Source organism: Streptomyces rapamycinicus NRRL 5491, assembly GCF_024298965.1.
Taxonomy (GTDB): Bacteria; Actinomycetota; Actinomycetes; order Streptomycetales; family Streptomycetaceae; genus Streptomyces; species Streptomyces rapamycinicus.
Genome location: NZ_CP085193.1, coordinates 1,848,338 through 1,866,122 on the forward strand (window position 1 = coordinate 1,848,338; position 17,785 = coordinate 1,866,122).

Below are 17,785 nucleotides of genomic sequence, written 5' to 3' on the forward strand. Positions count from 1 at the left end.
CTCGCGTCCGCTCAGCCCTCCGTCCGCAGGTCCTTGACCCGGCGGATCTTGCCCACGGAGCGCTCAAGCGTCTCCGGGTCCACGACCTCCACCTCGACCGTGAGCCCCACCCCGTCCTTGACCCCCCGGGCGATCGCCGTGGCGGCGTCCGCGCGCCGCTCGGGGCCGGCCCCGGGGCGTGCCTCGATCCGCACCGCCATATGGTCCATCCGGCCGCGCCGGGTCAGCTCCAGCTGGAAGTGCGGCGCCACCGACGGGACCCGCAGCACGATCTCCTCGATCTGGCTGGGGAAGACATTGACCCCGCGCACGATGAGCATGTCGTCACAACGGCCGGTGATCTTCTGGATGCGCCGGAAGGCGGGGCGGGCGGTGCCGGGCAGCAGCCGGGTCAGATCCCGGGTGCGGTAGCGGATGACGGGGAGCGCCTCCTTGGTGAGGGTGGTGAAGGTCAGCTCGCCCTCCTCGCCGCCGGGCAGCACCTCGTCGGTGAGCGGGTCCACGATCTCGGGATAGAAGTGGTCCTCCCAGACGTGCAGCCCGTCCTTGGTCTCCACGCACTCCTGGGCCACCCCCGGGCCCACCACCTCCGAGAGCCCGTAGATGTCCACCGCGTGGATGTCCATGCGCTCCTCTATCTCCCGGCGCATCTCCTCCGTCCAGGGCTCGGCACCGAAGATGCCGACCTGGAGGGAGGTGGAACGGGGATCCACGCCCTGCCGCTCGAACTCGTCCAGGAGCGCCAGCAGATAGGAGGGCGTGATCATGATGATCTCGGGCCTGAGGTCCTGGATGAGCCGCACCTGGCGGGCGGTCATCCCCCCGGAGGCGGGGATGACGGTGCAGCCGAGCCGCTCGGCGCCGTAGTGGGCGCCGAGGCCGCCGGTGAACAGGCCGTAGCCGTAGGAGATGTGCACCTTGTGGCCGGGGCGGCCGCCGGCCGCGCGGATCGAGCGGGCGATCACCTCCGCCCAGACCGACAGGTCGTGCTCGGTGTAGCCGACGAGCGTGGGGCGGCCGGTGGTGCCACTGGAGGCGTGGAGCCGCCGCACCTCGCTCTGCTCGACGGCGAACATCCCGAAGGGGTAGCTGTCACGCAGATCGGCCTTGGTGGTGAAGGGGAACCGGGCCAGGTCCTCCAGGGTGCGGCAGTCCTCGGGGCCGACCCCGGCCGCACGGAACTTCTTGCGGTACACCTCGACATGGTCGTACGCATGGCGCAAGGTGGCGCGCAGCCGGGTGAGCTGAAGCGCCCTCAGCTCCTCGGGGCTCATCCGCTCGGCGTCGTCGAGCGGAGCCGCGCTCAGCGATTCCACCATGGGCCGTCCACCACCTCCGGTTGCCGACCGAACATTCGGTTACCGTTCGGGCGCGGTCCAGTAATCCAGCATCCGACCTGGCTGTCAAGGGTTCGGCCACCCCCGTACGCGCCCGGCCCGGCAGAGAACGGCGCGGCACGGCGCGGAACGGCACGAGGGCGGTGAACGGTCGGCGCCCTCCATCCGTACCCGTAGGCACGAGGAACACAGCCGCACCCCGGATCCGACGATGCGAGAGGGCCTTTCATGTACGACGCCGCCGATGCCGACGCCGCCGACGCTCCGCACCCCGTCCGGACCCCGCGCCGCCACGGCCCGCGCGCGGTGGCGGTCGTGGCGGCCGTGGGCGCGCTGCTCGCCATCGCGGGATGCGGCGGCGGGGACGGGGGCGGTAAGGCGGACGCCAAGGCGGAGACCGGGGGGAACGCCACCCGGCCGAGCGCGAGCGCCGACCCCACGCCCAAGGCCGCGCGAGTGGAGCAACTCGCCTCGGCCGCCGGCTGCAAGCCCGAGTTCACCACCAAGGTGGACGACTACCGCCAGGCCGTCTGCAAGAACTCCAAGGGCAAGTTCCTCTTCCTCGACTTCGTCACCGCCAAGAACCAGCGCGACTGGCTGGAGACGGCGCAGATGTACGGCGGGGTCTATCTGGTCGGCAACCGCTGGGTGCTGTCGTCCTCGCCGCGGAAGAACATGGAGAAGTTCCGGGAGCGGTTCGGCGGCACCATCGAGGAGGGCACCTCCTACGGGGGTGCCTCCGGCACCCCCAAGTGATCACCCGTCCATTACTCGCCGCCGATCCCGTGTCCGGCGGCTCTCTCCCCTCCCCGCCCCTTCCCGAACCAGGGGCTTCGCCCCTGGACCCCGGGTTAAGCGGCGGAGCCCCAGCACGCGGCGGAGCCGCATATCGATCCGGCGGGAAGAGGCGGAACCCCAGTCCGAGGTCTGGGGCGAAGCCCCGGCCGGGGTCTGGGGCGCAACCCCGACTCGAGGCCCGGAGCCCAACCCCGACCCGGGGTCTGGGGCGGAGCCCCAGTTTCGGGAAGGGGCGGGGAGGGGAGCAGCCCGCCGTAGGCGCTAGACGTCGGCGAGCGCCCGCAGCGTGGCGGCCTCACGGGGCAGCAGCCGTTCGTCGTCCTCGGGTACGAACTCCAGCAGGACATCCAGCGGCGGGCCGTCGGCGGACATCTCGGCGCGGTGGGCGAGCAGCCGCTCGAAGGCGCTGCGCCACAGCGGCGCGCGGGCGGTGAGCGGCAGCCGGGTGGTCCCGGGCCACCAGGAGAAGGCGTGCACCGCGGCGATCCGGTCCCCCAGCGCGTCCAGCCCCTTCAGCGCCTCGGCGTCGGGCATGTCGACGGGCGGCTGCCAGTAGGTGGCGACGTCGGCGCGGTCCACCTCGTCCAGCAGCCGGAGGGTGTGGTCCGCGCCGTCGGTAAGGGTGTTGCGGTGGAACTCATAGGCGAGTTCCACCCCCGCGTCCGCGGCGAGCGCGGCGGCGCGCCGGGTAGCCTCGACCACCGCGCGGCGCCCCTCGGGCGAGGTTTCCTCCGTGCCGGTGGTGCCCGCCCAGATCCGGACGCGCGGGGCGCCGAGCGCCACGGCGGAGCGGAGCACGGCGTCGAACTCCTCCGGATCACTGTGCCCGGCACGGTAGTAGGAGCCGTACGAGGCGACGGCGAGCCCGGCGTCCAGGGTGGCGTCGCGGACCCGCCGGGCGGTGGCCTCGTCGCCGGGCGGCACATGGACGTCACCGCCCCATTCGACGCACTCCAGGCCCGCTCCGGCCACGGCGGCGATCACCCGGTCCGGGTCGAGCCGGCGCAGGGTCACCGAGCAGATGCCGAGCCGTGTCACGCCCCCACCTCCGTGACGGTGGGCGCGTCGCCCGCGCCGAAGTCCACCACGAAGGCCCCGCCGTCCGCCGGCCGTACGGTGACCGCGAGCCCGTTCACCTCGGCGGTGGCGAGGTCGGCGAGCGGGGCCGGGTCGCGTTCCCCGGTGAGCGAGGCCAGCGCGACGAAGAGGGTGCCGGACGGGTCCTCGCCGACGGTGCCGGTGAGTTCGGGGACCAGGGCCCACGGGCCGTACGCGGTGCCCTGCGGCGCCCGGACCGCGGTGGCGGTCTCCCAGCCGTGCAGTCCGAGGAGCTGACCGGTGACCTCTCCCCCGTCCAGCCGTATCTCGGCGCCCTCCTCGGTCTCCGCGGGGGTTCCCGGGGGCAGCGCGACGGCCCAGCCGCTGTGGTGGATCCGGGTCCCGGCGGGGACGCCCACGGCGCGGTGGACGCGCACTTCGAGGCGGCCGCGGACGAGGGTCAGGCTGTCGATGCGGATCGAGGGCACCTTGGGGCCGCCGTCGGGGAAGGCGGGGGTGTGGGAGGAGGCGAGCCAGTCGGGGCCCGCGGCCAGCGGGTGGATGCGCAGCCGGGCGGTGCGCACGCCGCGGTCTTCGAGGGCGATGTGGTTGTCGGGGGCGTTGTCCGCGCTGGTGGGGCCGGTGCGGGTGGAGTAGGCGAGCCGGGCGTAGAGCGGATCGGCGGGCGCGTGTTCGGCCTCCCAGGGGCGGAGCTTGTAGCTGCCGTGGTTGTGCAGCCGCACCAGCCCGTCCCGGCCCGTGGTCTGGACGAGGAACCCGGCGGCGGGCAGCGCCAGCGCCCGGTCGGGCCCCTCGACGGGCGCGGCCTCCTCGGTCGCGGTCCACACCGGGTGGTCGGGCGGGAGCAGCAGGGCGAGGAACCCCTTGGAGGCCCAGTAGGGCGAGCCGGGCCCGGAGTAGCGCTGGAGGGTGGCGGCGTGCGGCCCGTACCAGCCCAGGCTCAGCACCCCGTCCTCGGTCAGCGCGCCGCGGTCCAGGAAGTGGCGCAGCGCTCCGCTGAGGAGGCGGCGGGTGGCGCCGGGGACGAGGGGGGTGTGGCCGGTGAGGGCGCCGAGTGCCACCGAGGCTCCGGCGGCGAAGCGGTAGGTGAGGGAGCGGCCGTGGTGGATGGGCGCGCCGTCGGCGTCGAAGAGCAGCGAGAAGCCTTCGAGGAAGGTGCGCAGCCGGGGGCCGAGCCGGTCCAGGAGCTCCCCGTCGCCCGCGAGATGGGCGTGGAGCAGCGGGTACATGTGCAGCGCCCAGCCGTTGTAGTGGTCGAACGACCGCCCGTCGCCGTCGGAGTACCAGCCCTGACCCTGGTACCAGCCCTCCAGCAGGCCGAGCCCCCGCTCGATGGCGCGGGCCGTCTCGGCGTCGCCGCGTCCGACGTCGTCAAGGAATCCGGCCACGGTGAGGGGGAAGAGGTACCAGTTGTTGGGGGCGGGCTGGTGGCGCAGCGCCCCGCGCAGCCACTCCTCGGTGCGGTCCTGGGCGTCGGACGGCAGGGCCTCCCAGGTCCACGGCGCGGTCAGCCGCAGGCCCAGGGCGACGGACGCGGACTCCACCATGGGCTGGCCCTGGGCCCCGTGATGGCCGATCACCGGCCAGGACTCGGCGTCCCCGCGCCCGGGGGTGAGGGTGCCGCGGGCGATTCCCTCGGTGTAGCGCTCCAGGATGCCGTGCTGGTCCTTGCCCGAGGCCCCGGCGGCGCGAAAGGCGGCGAGGAGGAAGGTGCGGGCGAACCCTTCGAGCCCGTCGGAGCGCACCCCGGACCTGGACGGCGGACCTGGCAGGTCGATCAGGGCCTGGCCGGGGGTGGCGTAGCGGAGGGCGGCGTGCAGCATGCCGTCCGCGGCGGCCTCCCAGTGGGCGCGGGTGTAGCCGGTGTGGGGGCTGAGGGTGCGGTCGTCGGCGGGGAGGAGGAAGGGGAGCTCGGGCATGGTGGGGTGGGCCTCCTGGGGGTCGCGGGACGTTGGAGGGCGCGCGGACGGCCGCGCGCCCTCTTATGCCGAGCGGTCGAGGATCTCCGGTCGTACGGGGTGGGCGAAGGGGCGGCCGGTGACGTAGTGCTCGATCTCGCCGATGGCGAGGTCGGCCAGGCGCCGCAGCTCACCGCTCTTGGATCCGGCGATATGCGGGGTGATGAGCGCGTTGTCGCAGTCGTACAGCGGGGAGTCGGCGGGCAGCAGCTCCGGCACGGTGACGTCGAGGACGGCGCGGATCCGCCCGGCCACCACCTCCTCGGTCAGCGCCTCCTGGTCCACCACCGCCCCGCGCGCGGTGTTGATGAGCGTGGCGCCGTCCGGCATGGCGGCCAGCAGCTCCCGGCTGACCAGGCCCTGGGTGGCGGGCAGCAGGGGGGTGTGGACGCTGATGACGTCGCTGCCGGCGAAGAGTTCCCGCAGGGGCACCTGGCGCGCCCCGAGTTCCTTCGCCTCCTGAGCGGTGACGTACGGGTCGTACAGCAGGAGGTCGAGGTCGTAGGGGCGCAGCAGCTCCATCACCCGGCGGCCGATGGCGGAGGCGCTGAGGATGCCCACCGTCCGGCGGTAGTTGCCCGCGTCCGGATAGCGCTCGTTCCAGTCGATCGTGCGCCGCTCGGCGCGGTAGTCCCGGGCGATGTCCAGGACGCGCTTGTTGGACAGCAGGATCATGGCGACGGTGTACTCGGCGACGGGCACGGCGTTGGCCGCGGCCGCCGAGGAGACCGCGATGCCGCGCTCCCAGCAGGCGTCGGTGATGTGGTGGCGCACGGTGCCCGCGGTGTGCACCACGGCGCGCAGCCGGGGCGCGGCGTCGAGCGTGCGGCGGTCCAGGGGCGGGCAGCCCCAGCCGGTGACCAGCAGTTCGGTGTCGGCGAGTGCGCGGCGGGCGGCCGGGGTGGTGAAGTCGTCGAGGACGAGGCCGGGCTCGAGGTCGAGGAGGTCGATGAGCCGGTCCAGGCTTCCGGGCCCGAGCACCTGCCGGGCGGACCGCTCGGCCATGGCCAGGGCGGCGCGGGGGCGGCGGCGGGCGGAGAGGTGCGGTGGGGTCACTTGACGCTCCCTGCGGTCAGTCCGGACTTCCAGTAGCGCTGCAACAGGACGAACGCCAGGATCAGCGGCACGACGGCGAGCAGTGAGCCGATGACCACGAGGGGGTAGTACTCGGGCGAGACGGTGGCGGCGCTGTTCCAGGTGTAGAGGCCGAGGCTGAGCGGGTACAGGTGCTGGTCGGAGAGCATCACCATCGGAAGGAAGAAGTTGTTCCAGATGGCCGTGAGCTGAAAGAGGAAGACGGTCACGAATCCGGGGCCGAGCATCCGCAGGCTGACCCGCACATAGGTCTGCAGTTCGCCCGCGCCGTCGACCCGGGACGCCTCCAGCACCTCGTTGGGCACATAGCCGCTGCTGAGCAGGCGGGCGAGATAGACGCCGAAGGGGTTGAAGAGCACCGGGATGAAGACCGCCCAGAAGGTGTTGACCATCCCGATCTCGGAGGCCACCAGATAGAGCGGAAGGGCCAGCACGGTCGGCGGCACCATGACGCCGGTGAGGACGAGCCCGAAGAACTTCTCCTTGTGCCGGAACTCGTACTTGTCGAAGGCGTAGCCCGCGGCGACGCTGATGAGCGAGCCGACCAGGGCCCCGACGACGGCGTACAGCAGGCTGTTGACGTACCACTCGCCGTAGAGGCCGCCGTCCATGGAGAACAGGTCGGAGAGGTTGCGGGCGAAGGAGAAGTCGCCGAGCGAGAAGATGTCGCTGCCGAAGAGGGCGTCGGCGTTCTTGGTGGACGCCAGTACCAGCCACAGCGCGGGCAGCATGGTGTAGAGGGCGGCGATCAGGACCACGGCGTTGGCGATGCCGCGGCTGGTCAGCTTGGAGCCGCCGAAGGGCTTGCCGAGCGGCCTGGACGGTCCCCGGGAGGGGTTCACGGGGGTGGTGGGTGTGGTCGTGGTCATCACGCTCTCCGTTCCCGGCGGCCCGACCAGCGCGTCACGGCGTACGACAGGACGCAGGTGACGATCAGGAGGATGACGGAGGCCGCGGAGGCGAGTCCGTAGTTGTTGCGGCGGAAGGCCGCGTCGTAGATGTACATGTTCGGGGTGAAGCGGGAGTTGACCATCGGGGTGGCCTGGTTCATCAGCATGGGCTCGGTGAACAGTTGCAGCGCGCCGATCAGGGAGAACATGCACACCATCACCACGGAGCCCCTGATGATGGGCACCTTGACCTGGAGCGCGGTGCGGATGCCGCCGGCGCCGTCGATGGTCGCCGCCTCGATCACCTCGCGCGGCAGCGCCTGGAGCGCGGCATAGAAGATGATCATGTTGTAGCCGAGGCCGCTCCACAGGGCGATGTTGACGATCGACGGGAGCACGGTGTGCAGGCCGAGGAAGTCGACGGTGATGTCGGCCTGCGCGAACAGCTTGATCACCGGGCTGAGCCCCGGGGTGTAGAGGTACAGCCAGATGACGGCCGCGATGATGCCGGGGACGGCGTGCGGCAGGTAGAGCAGCATCTGCGAGGTCCGGCGCAGCCGGATGAGGCCCGAGTCGAGCAGCAGGGCGAGCGCGAGTGCGCTGACGACCACGGTGGGAACGAAGATCACGCAGTAGAGGGCGATGGTGCCGAACCCGGAGAGGAAGCTGGGGTCCTGCAGCACCGCGAGATAGCTGCGCAGTCCGGTGAAGACGGTCTCCCCGCCGCCGAAGCCGAGCCCGCTGTGGTCCTCGCCGAAGAGGCTGAGGTAGATGGCGTAGCCGACGGGGACGAGGAACACGGCGATGAGCAGTGCCGTGAAGGGAGTCAGCAGGACGGTGGCGGCGATCCGCTGCTGGCGCCGTCCGGTTCTGCGGGGCGGGTCGGCGGCGGCCGCCTTTGGCGGCGCCGTCCGTCTTGAGGACGTGACTGTGCTCACGGGGTACCTCGGCTCAGGCGTGGTGAGTACGGCTTTTGAAGGTGCGGTGGGAGGTGGCGGGGCGGGCTCAGTCGGTGGTGACCGACAGGCCGAGGCTCTTCAGGTCGGGCATGGTTCTGCTCTGGGCTTCGCGCAGGGCCCCCAGGACGGTGCCGCTGCCGGCTCCGGCCCGGGCGAGCCCGTCGTCGCCGGAGGTGGTGGTCGAGACCATCCGCGGTCCCCACTTCCAGCTGGACGTGATCATCTCGGCCTGCTTCCCGAAGAGGTCGAAGATGTCCTGTCCGGAGTAGTAGCTGGTGTCCATCTCCTTGCGGGCCACCGGGACCAGGCTTGGCACGGACGGGAAGGCGCTGCTGACACCGCTGGCGAGCTTGGCGCGCAGGGCGTCGGGGCTGGTCACCATCCAGGAGATGAACTCCATGGCCTCCTTGGGGTGCCGGCTGTCCTTGGTGACCATGAAGGTCGACCCGCCCTGCGTGCTCACCTTGGGCTTCGCCGGATCCCACTGCGGCATGGGCGCGATGGCCCATTTGCCCTTGCCGTCGGGGGTGGACGCCATCATGGAGCCCGCGGCCCAGGCGCCCGCCAGATAACCGGCCGTCTCACCGCTGCGCAGATGGGCCCGCCACTGCTGGCTGGAGCCGGGTTCGACGCGCACCAGGTCGTCGTCCTTCAGCCGCTGCCAGTAGCCGGCGACCTTGCGGGTGGGGGCGTCGTCCATGGAGACGCGCCAGGTGTCGTTGGAGGTCTGGTACCACTGGGCCCCGGCCTGCCAGGCGTACCCGGCCATGTAGAGGGTGCCGCCGGTGGTGAAGAGGCTGGCGATCCGCGACCGGGGCTGTTCCTTCTTGAGCTTGCGGGCCGAACTCTCGAACTCCGCCCAGGTCTTGGGGACCGGGATGTGGTTCTTGGTGAAGATGTCCTTGCGGTACAGGAAGACCATCGGCTCGATGTCCACCGGTACGGCGTAGGTGCGCCCGTCGAAGGTGGTGAGGTCCAGCGCCTGCGGCAGGATCTTGCGGCGCACCGAGTCGGGCAGCAGCTTGGAGATGTCCCGGGGTACGCCGTCGATGGTGAAGCTGGGCAGCTGGGGGTATTCGATGGTGGCGACATCGGGGGCGTTGCCCGCGCGGGCGGCGTTGCTGAGCTTGGCCCAGCCGCCCTGTTCCCCGGAGGGGACCTGCTGGAAGTTCACCTTGATGTCGGTGTGGGTGCGGTTGAACTCGTCGACGACCTCCTGACTGCCGCGCAGCGCCGACCAGAAGGTGAGGCGCACGGGGCCGTCACCGGCGGTGTCGGACCCGCGGCTTGTGGAGCAGCCCGCCAGGACGAGGACGAGCAGCGTGAGCAGTGCGGTGGTGCCCGCCGTAGCCCGGTGTCCGGGCATCGGGCGTCCTGGGCGTCTATGACCAGGCATGGACCCTCCCCTGATTCAACGGTGGAGTCAGAGGGAATCCTGAGCGCTTGACTGAAATTCCGTCAATACATCGAACAGTAGAAACTAAAGCGGTCAAACGCTCAGAGGAGCTGGGCGGTGGAATCCCGGACCACCAGGTCCGGCAGCAGCTCCAGATGGCGGGCGGCACCGGCCCACCGCCCGGCCCGGGTCCGCTCCAGCTGGCGGGTCAGCAGCTCCAGCGCCGCCTGCCCGACCTCCCCCTTGGGCGGGGCCACCGCCGTCAGCGCGATCTGCCCCATGTCGGCGACCACGTCGTTGTAGGCCACCACCGAGCAGTCGCGCGGCACCTCGATACCCGCCTCGCGCAGCCGCTGGACCAGCACCAGCGCGTCCATGTCGCCGTGGATCAGCGCGGCGGTGGCCCCGGCGCGGCGCACCGCGGCGGCCAGGTCGGCCTCCCGCTCGTCGCGCGGGCGGGGATCGGGCCCCGCGGTGCGCGAGCTGAGCATCACCGGGCACCCCTCGCTGATGGCGCGGGCCGCGGTCTGCGCGGCGAACTCCGACCGGATCACCCGTGCGGTGGGGCTGTCGTCGCGCGCCGCCAGCACGATCCGCAGGTGCCCCAGCGAGATCAGGTGCTCCAGCGCCAGATGCACCCCGTAGGCGTGGTCGGAGCGCACACAGTCCAGCCCGTAGATCGCGCTGCCCCGGTGGGGCCGGCGCTCCACCAGCACCACGGGGACCTCCAGGGCGGCGAGCCAGGCGTGGTCCGCCCGCGCCTCCGCCTCGGTGCGCCAGCGCGGGGCGAGCAGCAGCCCGCGCGCGCCCGCGTCCAGCGCCTGGCGGACCGCGCGCTCGGTCCCGCGCTCGTCCGCGGCGATGTGCAGCGCGAGCCGCAGCCCGGCCTTCTCGGCGGCCTCGCGCGCCGCCTGGACGACCTCGGTGAGGTAGGTGTTGCGCTCCGGGACCACCATGCCGATGGTGTCGCCGGTGGCGGTGGACTCCGTGGGCATCGGCCGCAGCGAGCGCGCCACCCCGTGGCCGCGGCGCAGTTCCCCGCGCTGGGCCAGCTCCTCCACGTCCCGCCGTACGGTGACGACGGACACCGCCAGCTCATCCGCTAGATCGGTGATCCGGGCGCTGCCCCGGGCCTCCACGAGGGCCGCGATCCGTGCCTGCCGCTTCTGCGCCGGCTCCCGCATGTTCCCACCTCCGACGCGATCGGCTTTCGTCTTCATATCGAAACACCGCCATAGTAGCGATCATTCGATCAGAAAACAGTCGGCGAGCGGCCTGGGTGGTCAGCAGTCGGTGATCCCCCTCGCCCGCAGGGCCGACCGCAGCGCCCGAGTCGCGTAGTACGTCCGCGACTTGACGGTTCCGGGAGGCACCCCGAGCGCCCGGGCCGCCTGGCTCACACTGCGGTCCAGATAGTGCAGCTGCAGCAGCACCTCCCGCTGCGGGGGCGCCAGGTCCGCCAGGGCGTCCCACACCACCCGGGCGGTGAGCGTCTGATCGACCGTGTCCGGCGCGGCCGGCATCGCCAGATCGGCCTCACCGGCCATCTCCATCCGCGGCTCCACCTGGTCCTGGTGGGCGTCGCGGACCAGATCGCCGACCAGATCGTCCACCACCGTGAACAGCCGGTGACGGACGGTGGCGTCCATGGGGCCGACGTCCATCGGCCGCTGCCAGGCCCGGATCGCCACCTCCTGCACGATGTCCTGGGCCCGGTGCCAGTCCCCGCCCAGCAGCCGGGCCGCCAGCCGGAGCAGCGCCGAACCGTGGCGCCGGTACAGCGTCGTTAAGAAAGTGTCGGCGTCGGTCATGACGGCCGCCGCGTTGATGTCCATCGTCCCGTTCCCCCCGAGGCGAATGTGTTGATGGCGGGAGCGTAAGAGAAGGGGGCGCCGATTGAGTGACGAAAGTCTGACGACACACCACGGCCGGAAGAGCACGGTGCCCGAAACGGGCTCGACTAAGATCCCTAGTTGTGCGATTTACGGTGTTAGGCCCGGTCAGGGCGTGGCGCGAGGACGCCGAATTGGAGCTGGGCCCGCCCAAACAGCGAGCGCTGCTGGCGCTGTTGTTGGTGCGGGCGGGGCAGCCGGTGGCGCTCAGCGAGATCGTCGACGTCCTGTGGGCACAGGATCCGCCGAGCACCGCGGTGAATGTGGTGCACCGCCATGTGGGCTCGGTGCGCCGGCTGCTGGAACCGGGCCTGGCGGCGCGGGCGGAGGGCAGCCGGCTGGTGCGCAGCTCCGGCGGCTACCGGCTGAACGCCGACCCGGACGCGCTGGATCTGCTGCGCTTCCGGCACCTGAGCGAATCGGCCCGGCGCACCGCCGCCGAGGGGGAGCCGGAGCGGGGGGCCGAGCTCTTCGCCCGGGCGCTCGCCCTATGGCAGGGGCCGACCGCCACCGGAGTCCCCTCAGACATCCAGACCCATCCTGTCTTCTCCGGTGTCGACCGTGAACTTCTGGCCATCGCGAAGGAGGCCGCCACCACGGCGCTCGCCTCCGGGGTCCCGGAGCAACTGCCCACCGTGCTGCAGCAGTTCGCCGCCCACCACGCGCTGGACGAGACCCTCCAGGCCCAGCTGATCCGGGTGCTCGCCACCACCGGGCGGCGGGCCGAGGCGCTGGAGGTCTTCTCCTCGGCGCGGGACCGGCTGGCGGACCAGCTCGGTGTGGCGCCGGGCCCGGAGTTGCGCGCCGCCCACCGCGAGGTGGTGCCCCGGTCGACCCCGGCCCCCGCCGAGCCGGTCCAGCCCACCCCTCCGGCGACGCCGCCCGCCCCGGCGGTCCGCCCGGCCCAACTGCCGCCCGATCTGCCCGCGTTCAGCGGACGCCACGGCGAACTCGCCGGTATCCACGCGCTGCTGCCCGAGGGCGCCGGGATCGCCCCACCGGCCCCGCTGGTGATCAGCGCGATCGACGGGATGGCCGGGATCGGCAAGACCGCGCTGGCCGTGCACTGGGCGCACCGGATCGCCCACCGCTTCCCGGACGGACAGCTCTACGCCAATCTGCGCGGCTTCGATCCGACCGGTTCGATGATGTCGCCGAACGAGGCGCTGCGCGGATTCCTCCACGCTCTGGGGACCCCGCCGAGCCGGGTGCCCACGGGTCTGGACGCCAAGACCGCGCTGTACCGCAGTCTGCTGGCGGGGCGGCGGATGCTGGTCCTGCTGGACAATGTGGTGGACTCGCAGCACGTACGCCCGCTGCTGCCCGGCTCCCCCGGCTGTCTGACCATCGTCACCAGCCGCAATCAGCTGCACGGTCTGATAGCGAGCGAGGGGGCCCGTCCTCTTACTCTGGGGCCGCTGTCCCCGGCCGAGTCCCATGAGGCGCTCGTCCGGCGGCTGGGTACGGACCGGGTCGCCGCGGAGCCGCAGGCGGTGGCGACCATCATCCGGCTGTGCGGGCGGCTGCCGCTCGCGCTGGCGGTGGTGGCCGCCCGCGCCGCGACCCGTCCCTCCTTTCCCCTTTCTTCTGTCGCCGCCGAGTTGCGCGAGAGCCAGGGCAACCTCGACGCGTTCGCGGGCGCCGATCCGAGCACCGACGCGCGGAGCGTCTTCTCCTGGTCCTACCGGGCGCTGGAGCCGGAGGCCGCCCGGCTGTTCCGGCTGCTCGCCCTGCACCCCGGGCCCGAGGTCTCCACCGCGGCGGCCGCGAGCCTGGCCGGGCTGCCGCTCCGGGTCACCCGGGCCCTGCTGGCCGCGCTCACCCGAGCCCATCTGCTGATGGAGCCCGACCCGGGCCGCTACACCTTCCACGATCTGCTGCGGGCGTACGCCATGGAGCTGGTCCAGGACCATGAGGCGGAGGAGATCCGCCAGGACGCCCGGCACCGGATGTTCGACCACTATCTGCACACCGCGCGCACCGCCGCCACGCGGCTCGCCCCGCACCGGACCGAACCGCTGCCGGTGTCCCCGGCCCGGCCCGACGCGGCGCCCGAGCACCTCGGCGGCCAGGAGCGCGCCGAGGCATGGCTCTCGGCCGAGCGCCGCGTACTGCTGTCGGTCGTCGAGCACGCGCGGGACCACGGATTCCCGGCCCACGCCTGGCAGTTGGCCGTGACACTGGAGCTCTTCCTGGACCGGTGCGGCCACTGGCAGGAGCAGACCGCCGTCCAGCGCACCGCGCTGGGGGCGGCCCGCGCTCTGTCCGACCGGCTCGGTCAGGCGCACGGCCACCGCACCCTGGGCTTCGCCGAGGGACGGCTGGGCCGGTACGAGGAGGCGTACGGCCATCTGGAGCGGGCGCTGGAGCTGTTCACGGAGCTCGGCGAGCGGGCCGGGCAGTCCCGCACCCTGCGCGCCCTGGCCTTCCTGGCCAACTGTCAGGGCCGCTACCAGGAGGCGCTGGACCACTACCGGCCCGCGCTCGGCCACTATGTCGCCCTGGACCACATCAGCGGACAGGCCAGCGTGCTCAACGAGATCGGCTGGACCCATATCCTGCTCGGTGAGTACGAACACGCCCTGGCCCGTTGCCGGGAGGCCGTCGAACTGCACCGGCGGATCGGCGACGCGTCCGGCGAGGCCGCCGCGCTGGACAGCCTGGGGTACGCGTACCACCACCTCGGACGGTACGAGCAGGCCCTCACCTCGTACGGCCGGGCGCTCGCCGTCTACCGCGAGATCAGCGACCGGTATCTGGAGGCCGACACCCTGCACCACCAGGGGGACACCCGGTTGGCCCAGGGCGATGTGGCCACCGCCCTCACCGACTGGCGGCGGGCCCTGGAAATCCTCCAGGAGCTGAACCACCCCGATGCCCGGGTCCTCGACGGCAAACTGGGGCAGTACCGGCAGTCGCCGCATCCGGCCTCGGCTCTGAGCGGATGACGGGGCCTGGTGGGCGTGGTCTTCCGCGCTGTCGCATTCACGGCGGGGCGCCTCCGGGTCGTCGGGACGGTGTGCGGCCGGGCCGCCAGGGCGCGGCCGTGCACCGGGTTCTCCCTGCCGTACGTACGGGCCCGGTGAGTTGCTCAACCGGGTGGGAAAAATCTTTGTGAGCGCCCTCCGGAGGCGGGTCGCGCAGGGTACCAGCAGGTAATGATCTCTGTCCCGGCTTTATTCACTAGTGATGAGGTCTCCACGACCGAGCCACACGAGGTACTAGCGTCCGGTGTCACTCCGAACCAAGGAGGGCGCTGTGCCATCAGCAAACCTCACCAGATCCATCGCCTCCAGCCGTACCATCGGCACCGGTCTCATCATCGGGGCGCTCGCCGTCACCCTGGCGGCGATCCTCATTCCGGTGTCGTTGTTCGGTGAGAGCAGCGTGGCCCTGCCGCGCAATGGCGTCACGGACGACGGCGGTGGGACGGTCAGCACCCAGTACGGGCCGCTCACGGCCACTGACCGGGACTTTGTCCGCAAAGTCAGGCTCGCCGGAACGTGGGAGCTTCCCGCCGGGCAGCTAGCCGAGGAGCGCGGCAGCCGGGAGGCCGTGAAGACCGCCGGTGAGCACCTCCTCGAAGGACACACCGAGCTCAACCGCCGGTCCGAGGAGGTCGGGCGGGCACTCGGAATCCAGGTGCCCAATCAGCCCAACGCACAGCAGCAGGGCTGGCTCAACGAGATGACCAACGCCGGTAGCAGCGCGGAGTTTGAGCGAGTGTTCGCGAACCGGTTGCGCGCCGCCCACGGCAAGGTGTTCAACCTTATTGCGCAAGTGCGAGCCGAGAGCCGCAACTCCATGGTCAGATCTCTGGCCACCAGGGCCAATGCCATCGTTCTCGACCACATCACGGTCCTCGAGGACACCGGGCTCGTCGACTTCGACGCCCTCTAACGACTAAGTGAAGTGATCTCATGAGGCAACAGACCCACAAACGCGGGCGGTTCACTAACAAGACCGTCGCCATCGTCGCCGCGCTGGCGCTCGGCGGCGGTGGGGCCGCGATCATCGCCGCCAACGCGTCCGCCCACGGCGACAAGAGCGGCTCAGAGCAGAACAACACCGTGGCCGCGAAGGCGGGGACGATCCAGTGCCCCGACGTGGGGCAGCAGCTGAGTGACGTGCCGTCGAAGGCCCAGCCCGAGGTCGACAAGAACCTGGCCGAGCTGGACAACCAGGTGGCCAAGGCGTACCAGCAGATGAACCAGCAGCAGGGTTCGAACGACGCCGTGCTCTCCAAGCTCAACGACGACCGCTCCCAGACGCTGAACAACATCGGCTCGGCCATGGGCGGCGACAACTCCCAGCTGCAGGGCATGGCCAACTGCAAGTGGCAGGAGGTCGCCAACCAGGCCGGCCAGGGCCAGGACGGTCAACAGCAGGGCGGCCAACAGCAGGGCGGCGACCAGCAAGGTGGTCAGCAGCAAGGCGGCGACCAGCAAGGTGGTCAGCAGGGCGGCGACCAGCAAGGTGGCGACCAGCAGGGCGGCGAGGGCGCCAACGAGGTGCCCGGCAACGCCGGCGGCCAGGCCGGCAACGGCCCGTCGCAGGACGACTTCGTCGACATCACCAAGGTGCAGCCGAACGTCCAGCAGCCGCCGGAGGCCCAGGGGAACGGCTCCAGCGGCACCTTCTCCTCGGAGTGCGGCGTCGGCGACCCCCAGCTGCGCAACAGTGACAACGTCATCGTCGCGCCCGGTGTCGGCAACGGCGCCCACCACACCCACGACTACGTGGGCAACGACAAGAACGACGCCTTCGCCAACAACCAGACCTTCGAGCAGGGCGGCACCTCCTGCGAGAACCAGGACGACAAGTCGACCTACTACTGGCCCGTGGTCCGTGCCCAGGACGGCAAGGACGAGGCGGACGCCAACGAGCTCGGCGGCGGCCAGGAGGGCAACGTCGGCACGATCCTGACCCCCAAGAGCTCCAAGATCGAGTTCAAGGGCAACGCACAGAGCAAGGTCACGGCGATGCCGAAGTTCCTGCGCATCATCACCGGTGACGCCAAGGCGTTCACCAACGGCGACAAGAACGCCAACGCCTCCTGGAGCTGCACCGGCTTCGAGGACCGTCAGCTGACCGACAAGTACCCGCTCTGCCCCGAGGGCAGCTCGGTCACCCGGACCTTCGACTTCCAGAGCTGCTGGGACGGCCAGAACATCGACAGCGCCAACCACCGTGACCACGTGGCGTTCGCGGGCGAGGACGGCTCCTGCCCCAACGGCTTCAAGGCCATCCCCCAGCTGGTGAACACCATCACCTACGACGTGCCGGCCAACACCCCGTTCGCCGTCGACGGCTTCCCCGAGCAGTTGCACAAGCCCATCACGGACCACGACGACTTCATCAACGTGATGTCGGAGGACCTGATGAACGAGGCGGTGGACTGCATCAACAGCGGCAAGCAGTGCGGCTGATGGAACACACTCACCAGGCGCGCGTCGGCCGGAAGGCCGGCGCGCGCCGCGCTGTCACCGGACACTTACGCCAGGCCGCGGACGACGAGGCGGCCGCCGAACCTCCGGCGGTGGAGCATCCGGACACCGAGGGGTTCCCGGGACCGGAACATACCGACCGACCGGTCCGTCCCCCCTCGGACCACGAGCTCACCCGGCGGCTGGTCGAGGGCTACCGGTCGGGCAGCAGCAGCCCGGCCGCGGCCGACCTGCTCTACCGCCGCCACCACCCGGCGACCCTTCGCTACGCCCGGACCTGCTGCCGTGACCCCCATGACGCCGAGGACCTGGCCTCCGAGGCGTTCTTCCGCACCTTCCAGGCCGTTCGCGCCGGGGGCGGTCCGCGGGGTCCCTGGCGGCCGTATCTGCTCACCGTGGTACGCCATACGGCGATGGAGTGGAGCGCCGGGGAGCGCCGGGTGCTGCTCACCGCCGACTTCGAGTCCTGGCGGCAGCACGCGCCCACGGCCGACCCCCAGCAGCATCTGGTGGCCCGGGAGGACCGCCGGCTGCTCATCCGCAGCTTCCGGGGACTCCCCGAGCGCTGGCAGACCGTGCTGTGGCTGACCCTCGTCGAGGAGGAACCCCCGCACCGGGCGGCCATGGTCCTGGGCATCTCCCCCAGCGGGGTGACCTCGCTGGCCTTCCGGGCCCGGGAAGGGCTGCGGGAGTCATATCTGCGGGCCCATCTGGAGTCGGCGCGCGACGACCGGTGCCGGCACTACAGCGGCCAGCTCGGCGCCTCGGTGCGCCGCGGCGGGGGGCGCGGCCGGGCGCTGGCGCGCCATCTCGCCGAATGCGCCTTCTGCTCCCACGCCTACCGCGAACTCCTCGGTCTCAACGCCGCGATGCGCACGGCCCCGCGTACGGCGGCGCCCGCCGGGGCCAGGGGCTGAACCACCCCGCTCCGGCGGCCCCGGCGGGCTCCCCGAG

The 17,785-nt window shown here is 71.6% G+C and carries 14 protein-coding genes; 5 read left to right on the forward strand and 9 right to left on the reverse strand.

The window, feature by feature from the left end; genetic code table 11:
• Positions 1–11: 11 nt before the first annotated feature.
• Positions 12–1,319: a phenylacetate--CoA ligase PaaK gene (gene paaK, locus LIV37_RS07510; protein WP_020866499.1), complete on the reverse strand. Its 1,308-nt coding sequence runs from the start codon at positions 1,317–1,319 to the stop codon at positions 12–14.
• 246 nt (positions 1,320–1,565) lie between these two features.
• On the opposite strand from paaK, the gene LIV37_RS07515 reads away from it, so the two are divergent.
• On the forward strand, positions 1,566–2,093 hold the full coding sequence (locus LIV37_RS07515; protein WP_020866500.1) for a hypothetical protein: 528 nt from the start codon (positions 1,566–1,568) through the stop codon (positions 2,091–2,093).
• Between the two features lie 303 nt (positions 2,094–2,396).
• On the opposite strand, the gene LIV37_RS07520 is transcribed toward LIV37_RS07515, so the two are convergent.
• The 8 genes from LIV37_RS07520 to LIV37_RS07555 form a co-directional block, all read right to left on the reverse strand.
• The gene (locus LIV37_RS07520; protein WP_020866501.1) at positions 2,397–3,173 is read right to left on the reverse strand and encodes a sugar phosphate isomerase/epimerase family protein; all 777 of its coding nucleotides are present in this window, start codon (positions 3,171–3,173) and stop codon (positions 2,397–2,399) included.
• Positions 3,170–5,113: a DUF2264 domain-containing protein gene (locus LIV37_RS07525; protein ID WP_121825726.1), complete on the reverse strand. Its 1,944-nt coding sequence runs from the start codon at positions 5,111–5,113 to the stop codon at positions 3,170–3,172. The genes LIV37_RS07520 and LIV37_RS07525 overlap by 4 nt, the downstream gene beginning before the upstream one ends.
• 63 nt (positions 5,114–5,176) lie before the next feature.
• Positions 5,177–6,157: a hydroxyacid dehydrogenase gene (locus LIV37_RS07530; protein ID WP_167525921.1), complete on the reverse strand. Its 981-nt coding sequence runs from the start codon at positions 6,155–6,157 to the stop codon at positions 5,177–5,179.
• A 47-nt stretch (positions 6,158–6,204) separates the two neighbouring features.
• Positions 6,205–7,116 carry a carbohydrate ABC transporter permease gene (locus tag LIV37_RS07535; protein ID WP_020866503.1) on the reverse strand — a complete coding sequence of 304 codons (912 nt, stop codon included), beginning with the start codon at positions 7,114–7,116 and terminating at the stop codon, positions 6,205–6,207.
• Positions 7,116–8,075 carry a carbohydrate ABC transporter permease gene (locus tag LIV37_RS07540; protein ID WP_020866504.1) on the reverse strand — a complete coding sequence of 320 codons (960 nt, stop codon included), beginning with the start codon at positions 8,073–8,075 and terminating at the stop codon, positions 7,116–7,118. Before LIV37_RS07540 ends, LIV37_RS07535 begins: the two co-directional genes overlap by 1 nt.
• Before the next feature lie 67 nt (positions 8,076–8,142).
• The gene (locus LIV37_RS07545; protein ID WP_020866505.1) at positions 8,143–9,462 is read right to left on the reverse strand and encodes an ABC transporter substrate-binding protein; all 1,320 of its coding nucleotides are present in this window, start codon (positions 9,460–9,462) and stop codon (positions 8,143–8,145) included.
• 131 nt (positions 9,463–9,593) lie between these two features.
• Entirely contained in the window at positions 9,594–10,676 is a 1,083-nt protein-coding gene (locus tag LIV37_RS07550) for a LacI family DNA-binding transcriptional regulator (RefSeq protein ID WP_121825724.1), read from the reverse strand.
• 99 nt (positions 10,677–10,775) lie between these two features.
• Positions 10,776–11,327, reverse strand: a complete 552-nt coding sequence (locus LIV37_RS07555; RefSeq protein ID WP_020866508.1) for a sigma-70 family RNA polymerase sigma factor — start codon at positions 11,325–11,327, stop codon at positions 10,776–10,778.
• A gap of 140 nt (positions 11,328–11,467) precedes the next feature.
• On the opposite strand from LIV37_RS07555, the gene LIV37_RS07560 reads away from it, so the two are divergent.
• From LIV37_RS07560 to LIV37_RS07575, 4 genes are all read left to right on the forward strand, one after another.
• Positions 11,468–14,332 (forward strand): AfsR/SARP family transcriptional regulator, encoded by a 2,865-nt coding sequence (locus LIV37_RS07560; protein WP_243146382.1) that lies wholly within the window; start codon positions 11,468–11,470, stop codon positions 14,330–14,332.
• Between the two features lie 310 nt (positions 14,333–14,642).
• Positions 14,643–15,284, forward strand: coding sequence for a DUF4142 domain-containing protein (locus LIV37_RS07565; protein ID WP_020866510.1), 642 nt, complete (start codon positions 14,643–14,645; stop codon positions 15,282–15,284).
• 20 nt (positions 15,285–15,304) lie between these two features.
• On the forward strand, positions 15,305–16,813 hold the full coding sequence (locus LIV37_RS07570) for a DUF1996 domain-containing protein (protein WP_020866511.1): 1,509 nt from the start codon (positions 15,305–15,307) through the stop codon (positions 16,811–16,813).
• Complete coding sequence (locus tag LIV37_RS07575) at positions 16,813–17,748, forward strand: RNA polymerase sigma factor (RefSeq protein WP_121826180.1); 936 nt, start codon at positions 16,813–16,815, stop codon at positions 17,746–17,748. The genes LIV37_RS07570 and LIV37_RS07575 overlap by 1 nt, the downstream gene beginning before the upstream one ends.
• Positions 17,749–17,785 lie beyond the last annotated feature (37 nt).

What these genes read in the sequence shown, in the direction of transcription:
- paaK (WP_020866499.1), bottom strand. Translation starts at nt 1,319, where the DNA reads ATGGTGGAATCGCTGAGCGCGGCTCCGCTCGACGACGCCGAGCGGATG.
- LIV37_RS07570 (WP_020866511.1), top strand. Translation starts at nt 15,305, where the DNA reads ATGAGGCAACAGACCCACAAACGCGGGCGGTTCACTAACAAGACCGTC.
- LIV37_RS07525 (WP_121825726.1), bottom strand. Translation starts at nt 5,113, where the DNA reads ATGCCCGAGCTCCCCTTCCTCCTCCCCGCCGACGACCGCACCCTCAGC.
- LIV37_RS07555 (WP_020866508.1), bottom strand. Translation starts at nt 11,327, where the DNA reads ATGGACATCAACGCGGCGGCCGTCATGACCGACGCCGACACTTTCTTA.
- LIV37_RS07550 (WP_121825724.1), bottom strand. Translation starts at nt 10,676, where the DNA reads ATGCGGGAGCCGGCGCAGAAGCGGCAGGCACGGATCGCGGCCCTCGTG.
- LIV37_RS07575 (WP_121826180.1), top strand. Translation starts at nt 16,813, where the DNA reads ATGGAACACACTCACCAGGCGCGCGTCGGCCGGAAGGCCGGCGCGCGC.
- LIV37_RS07545 (WP_020866505.1), bottom strand. Translation starts at nt 9,462, where the DNA reads ATGCCCGGACACCGGGCTACGGCGGGCACCACCGCACTGCTCACGCTG.
- LIV37_RS07535 (WP_020866503.1), bottom strand. Translation starts at nt 7,116, where the DNA reads ATGACCACGACCACACCCACCACCCCCGTGAACCCCTCCCGGGGACCG.
- LIV37_RS07515 (WP_020866500.1), top strand. Translation starts at nt 1,566, where the DNA reads ATGTACGACGCCGCCGATGCCGACGCCGCCGACGCTCCGCACCCCGTC.
- LIV37_RS07530 (WP_167525921.1), bottom strand. Translation starts at nt 6,157, where the DNA reads ATGGCCGAGCGGTCCGCCCGGCAGGTGCTCGGGCCCGGAAGCCTGGAC.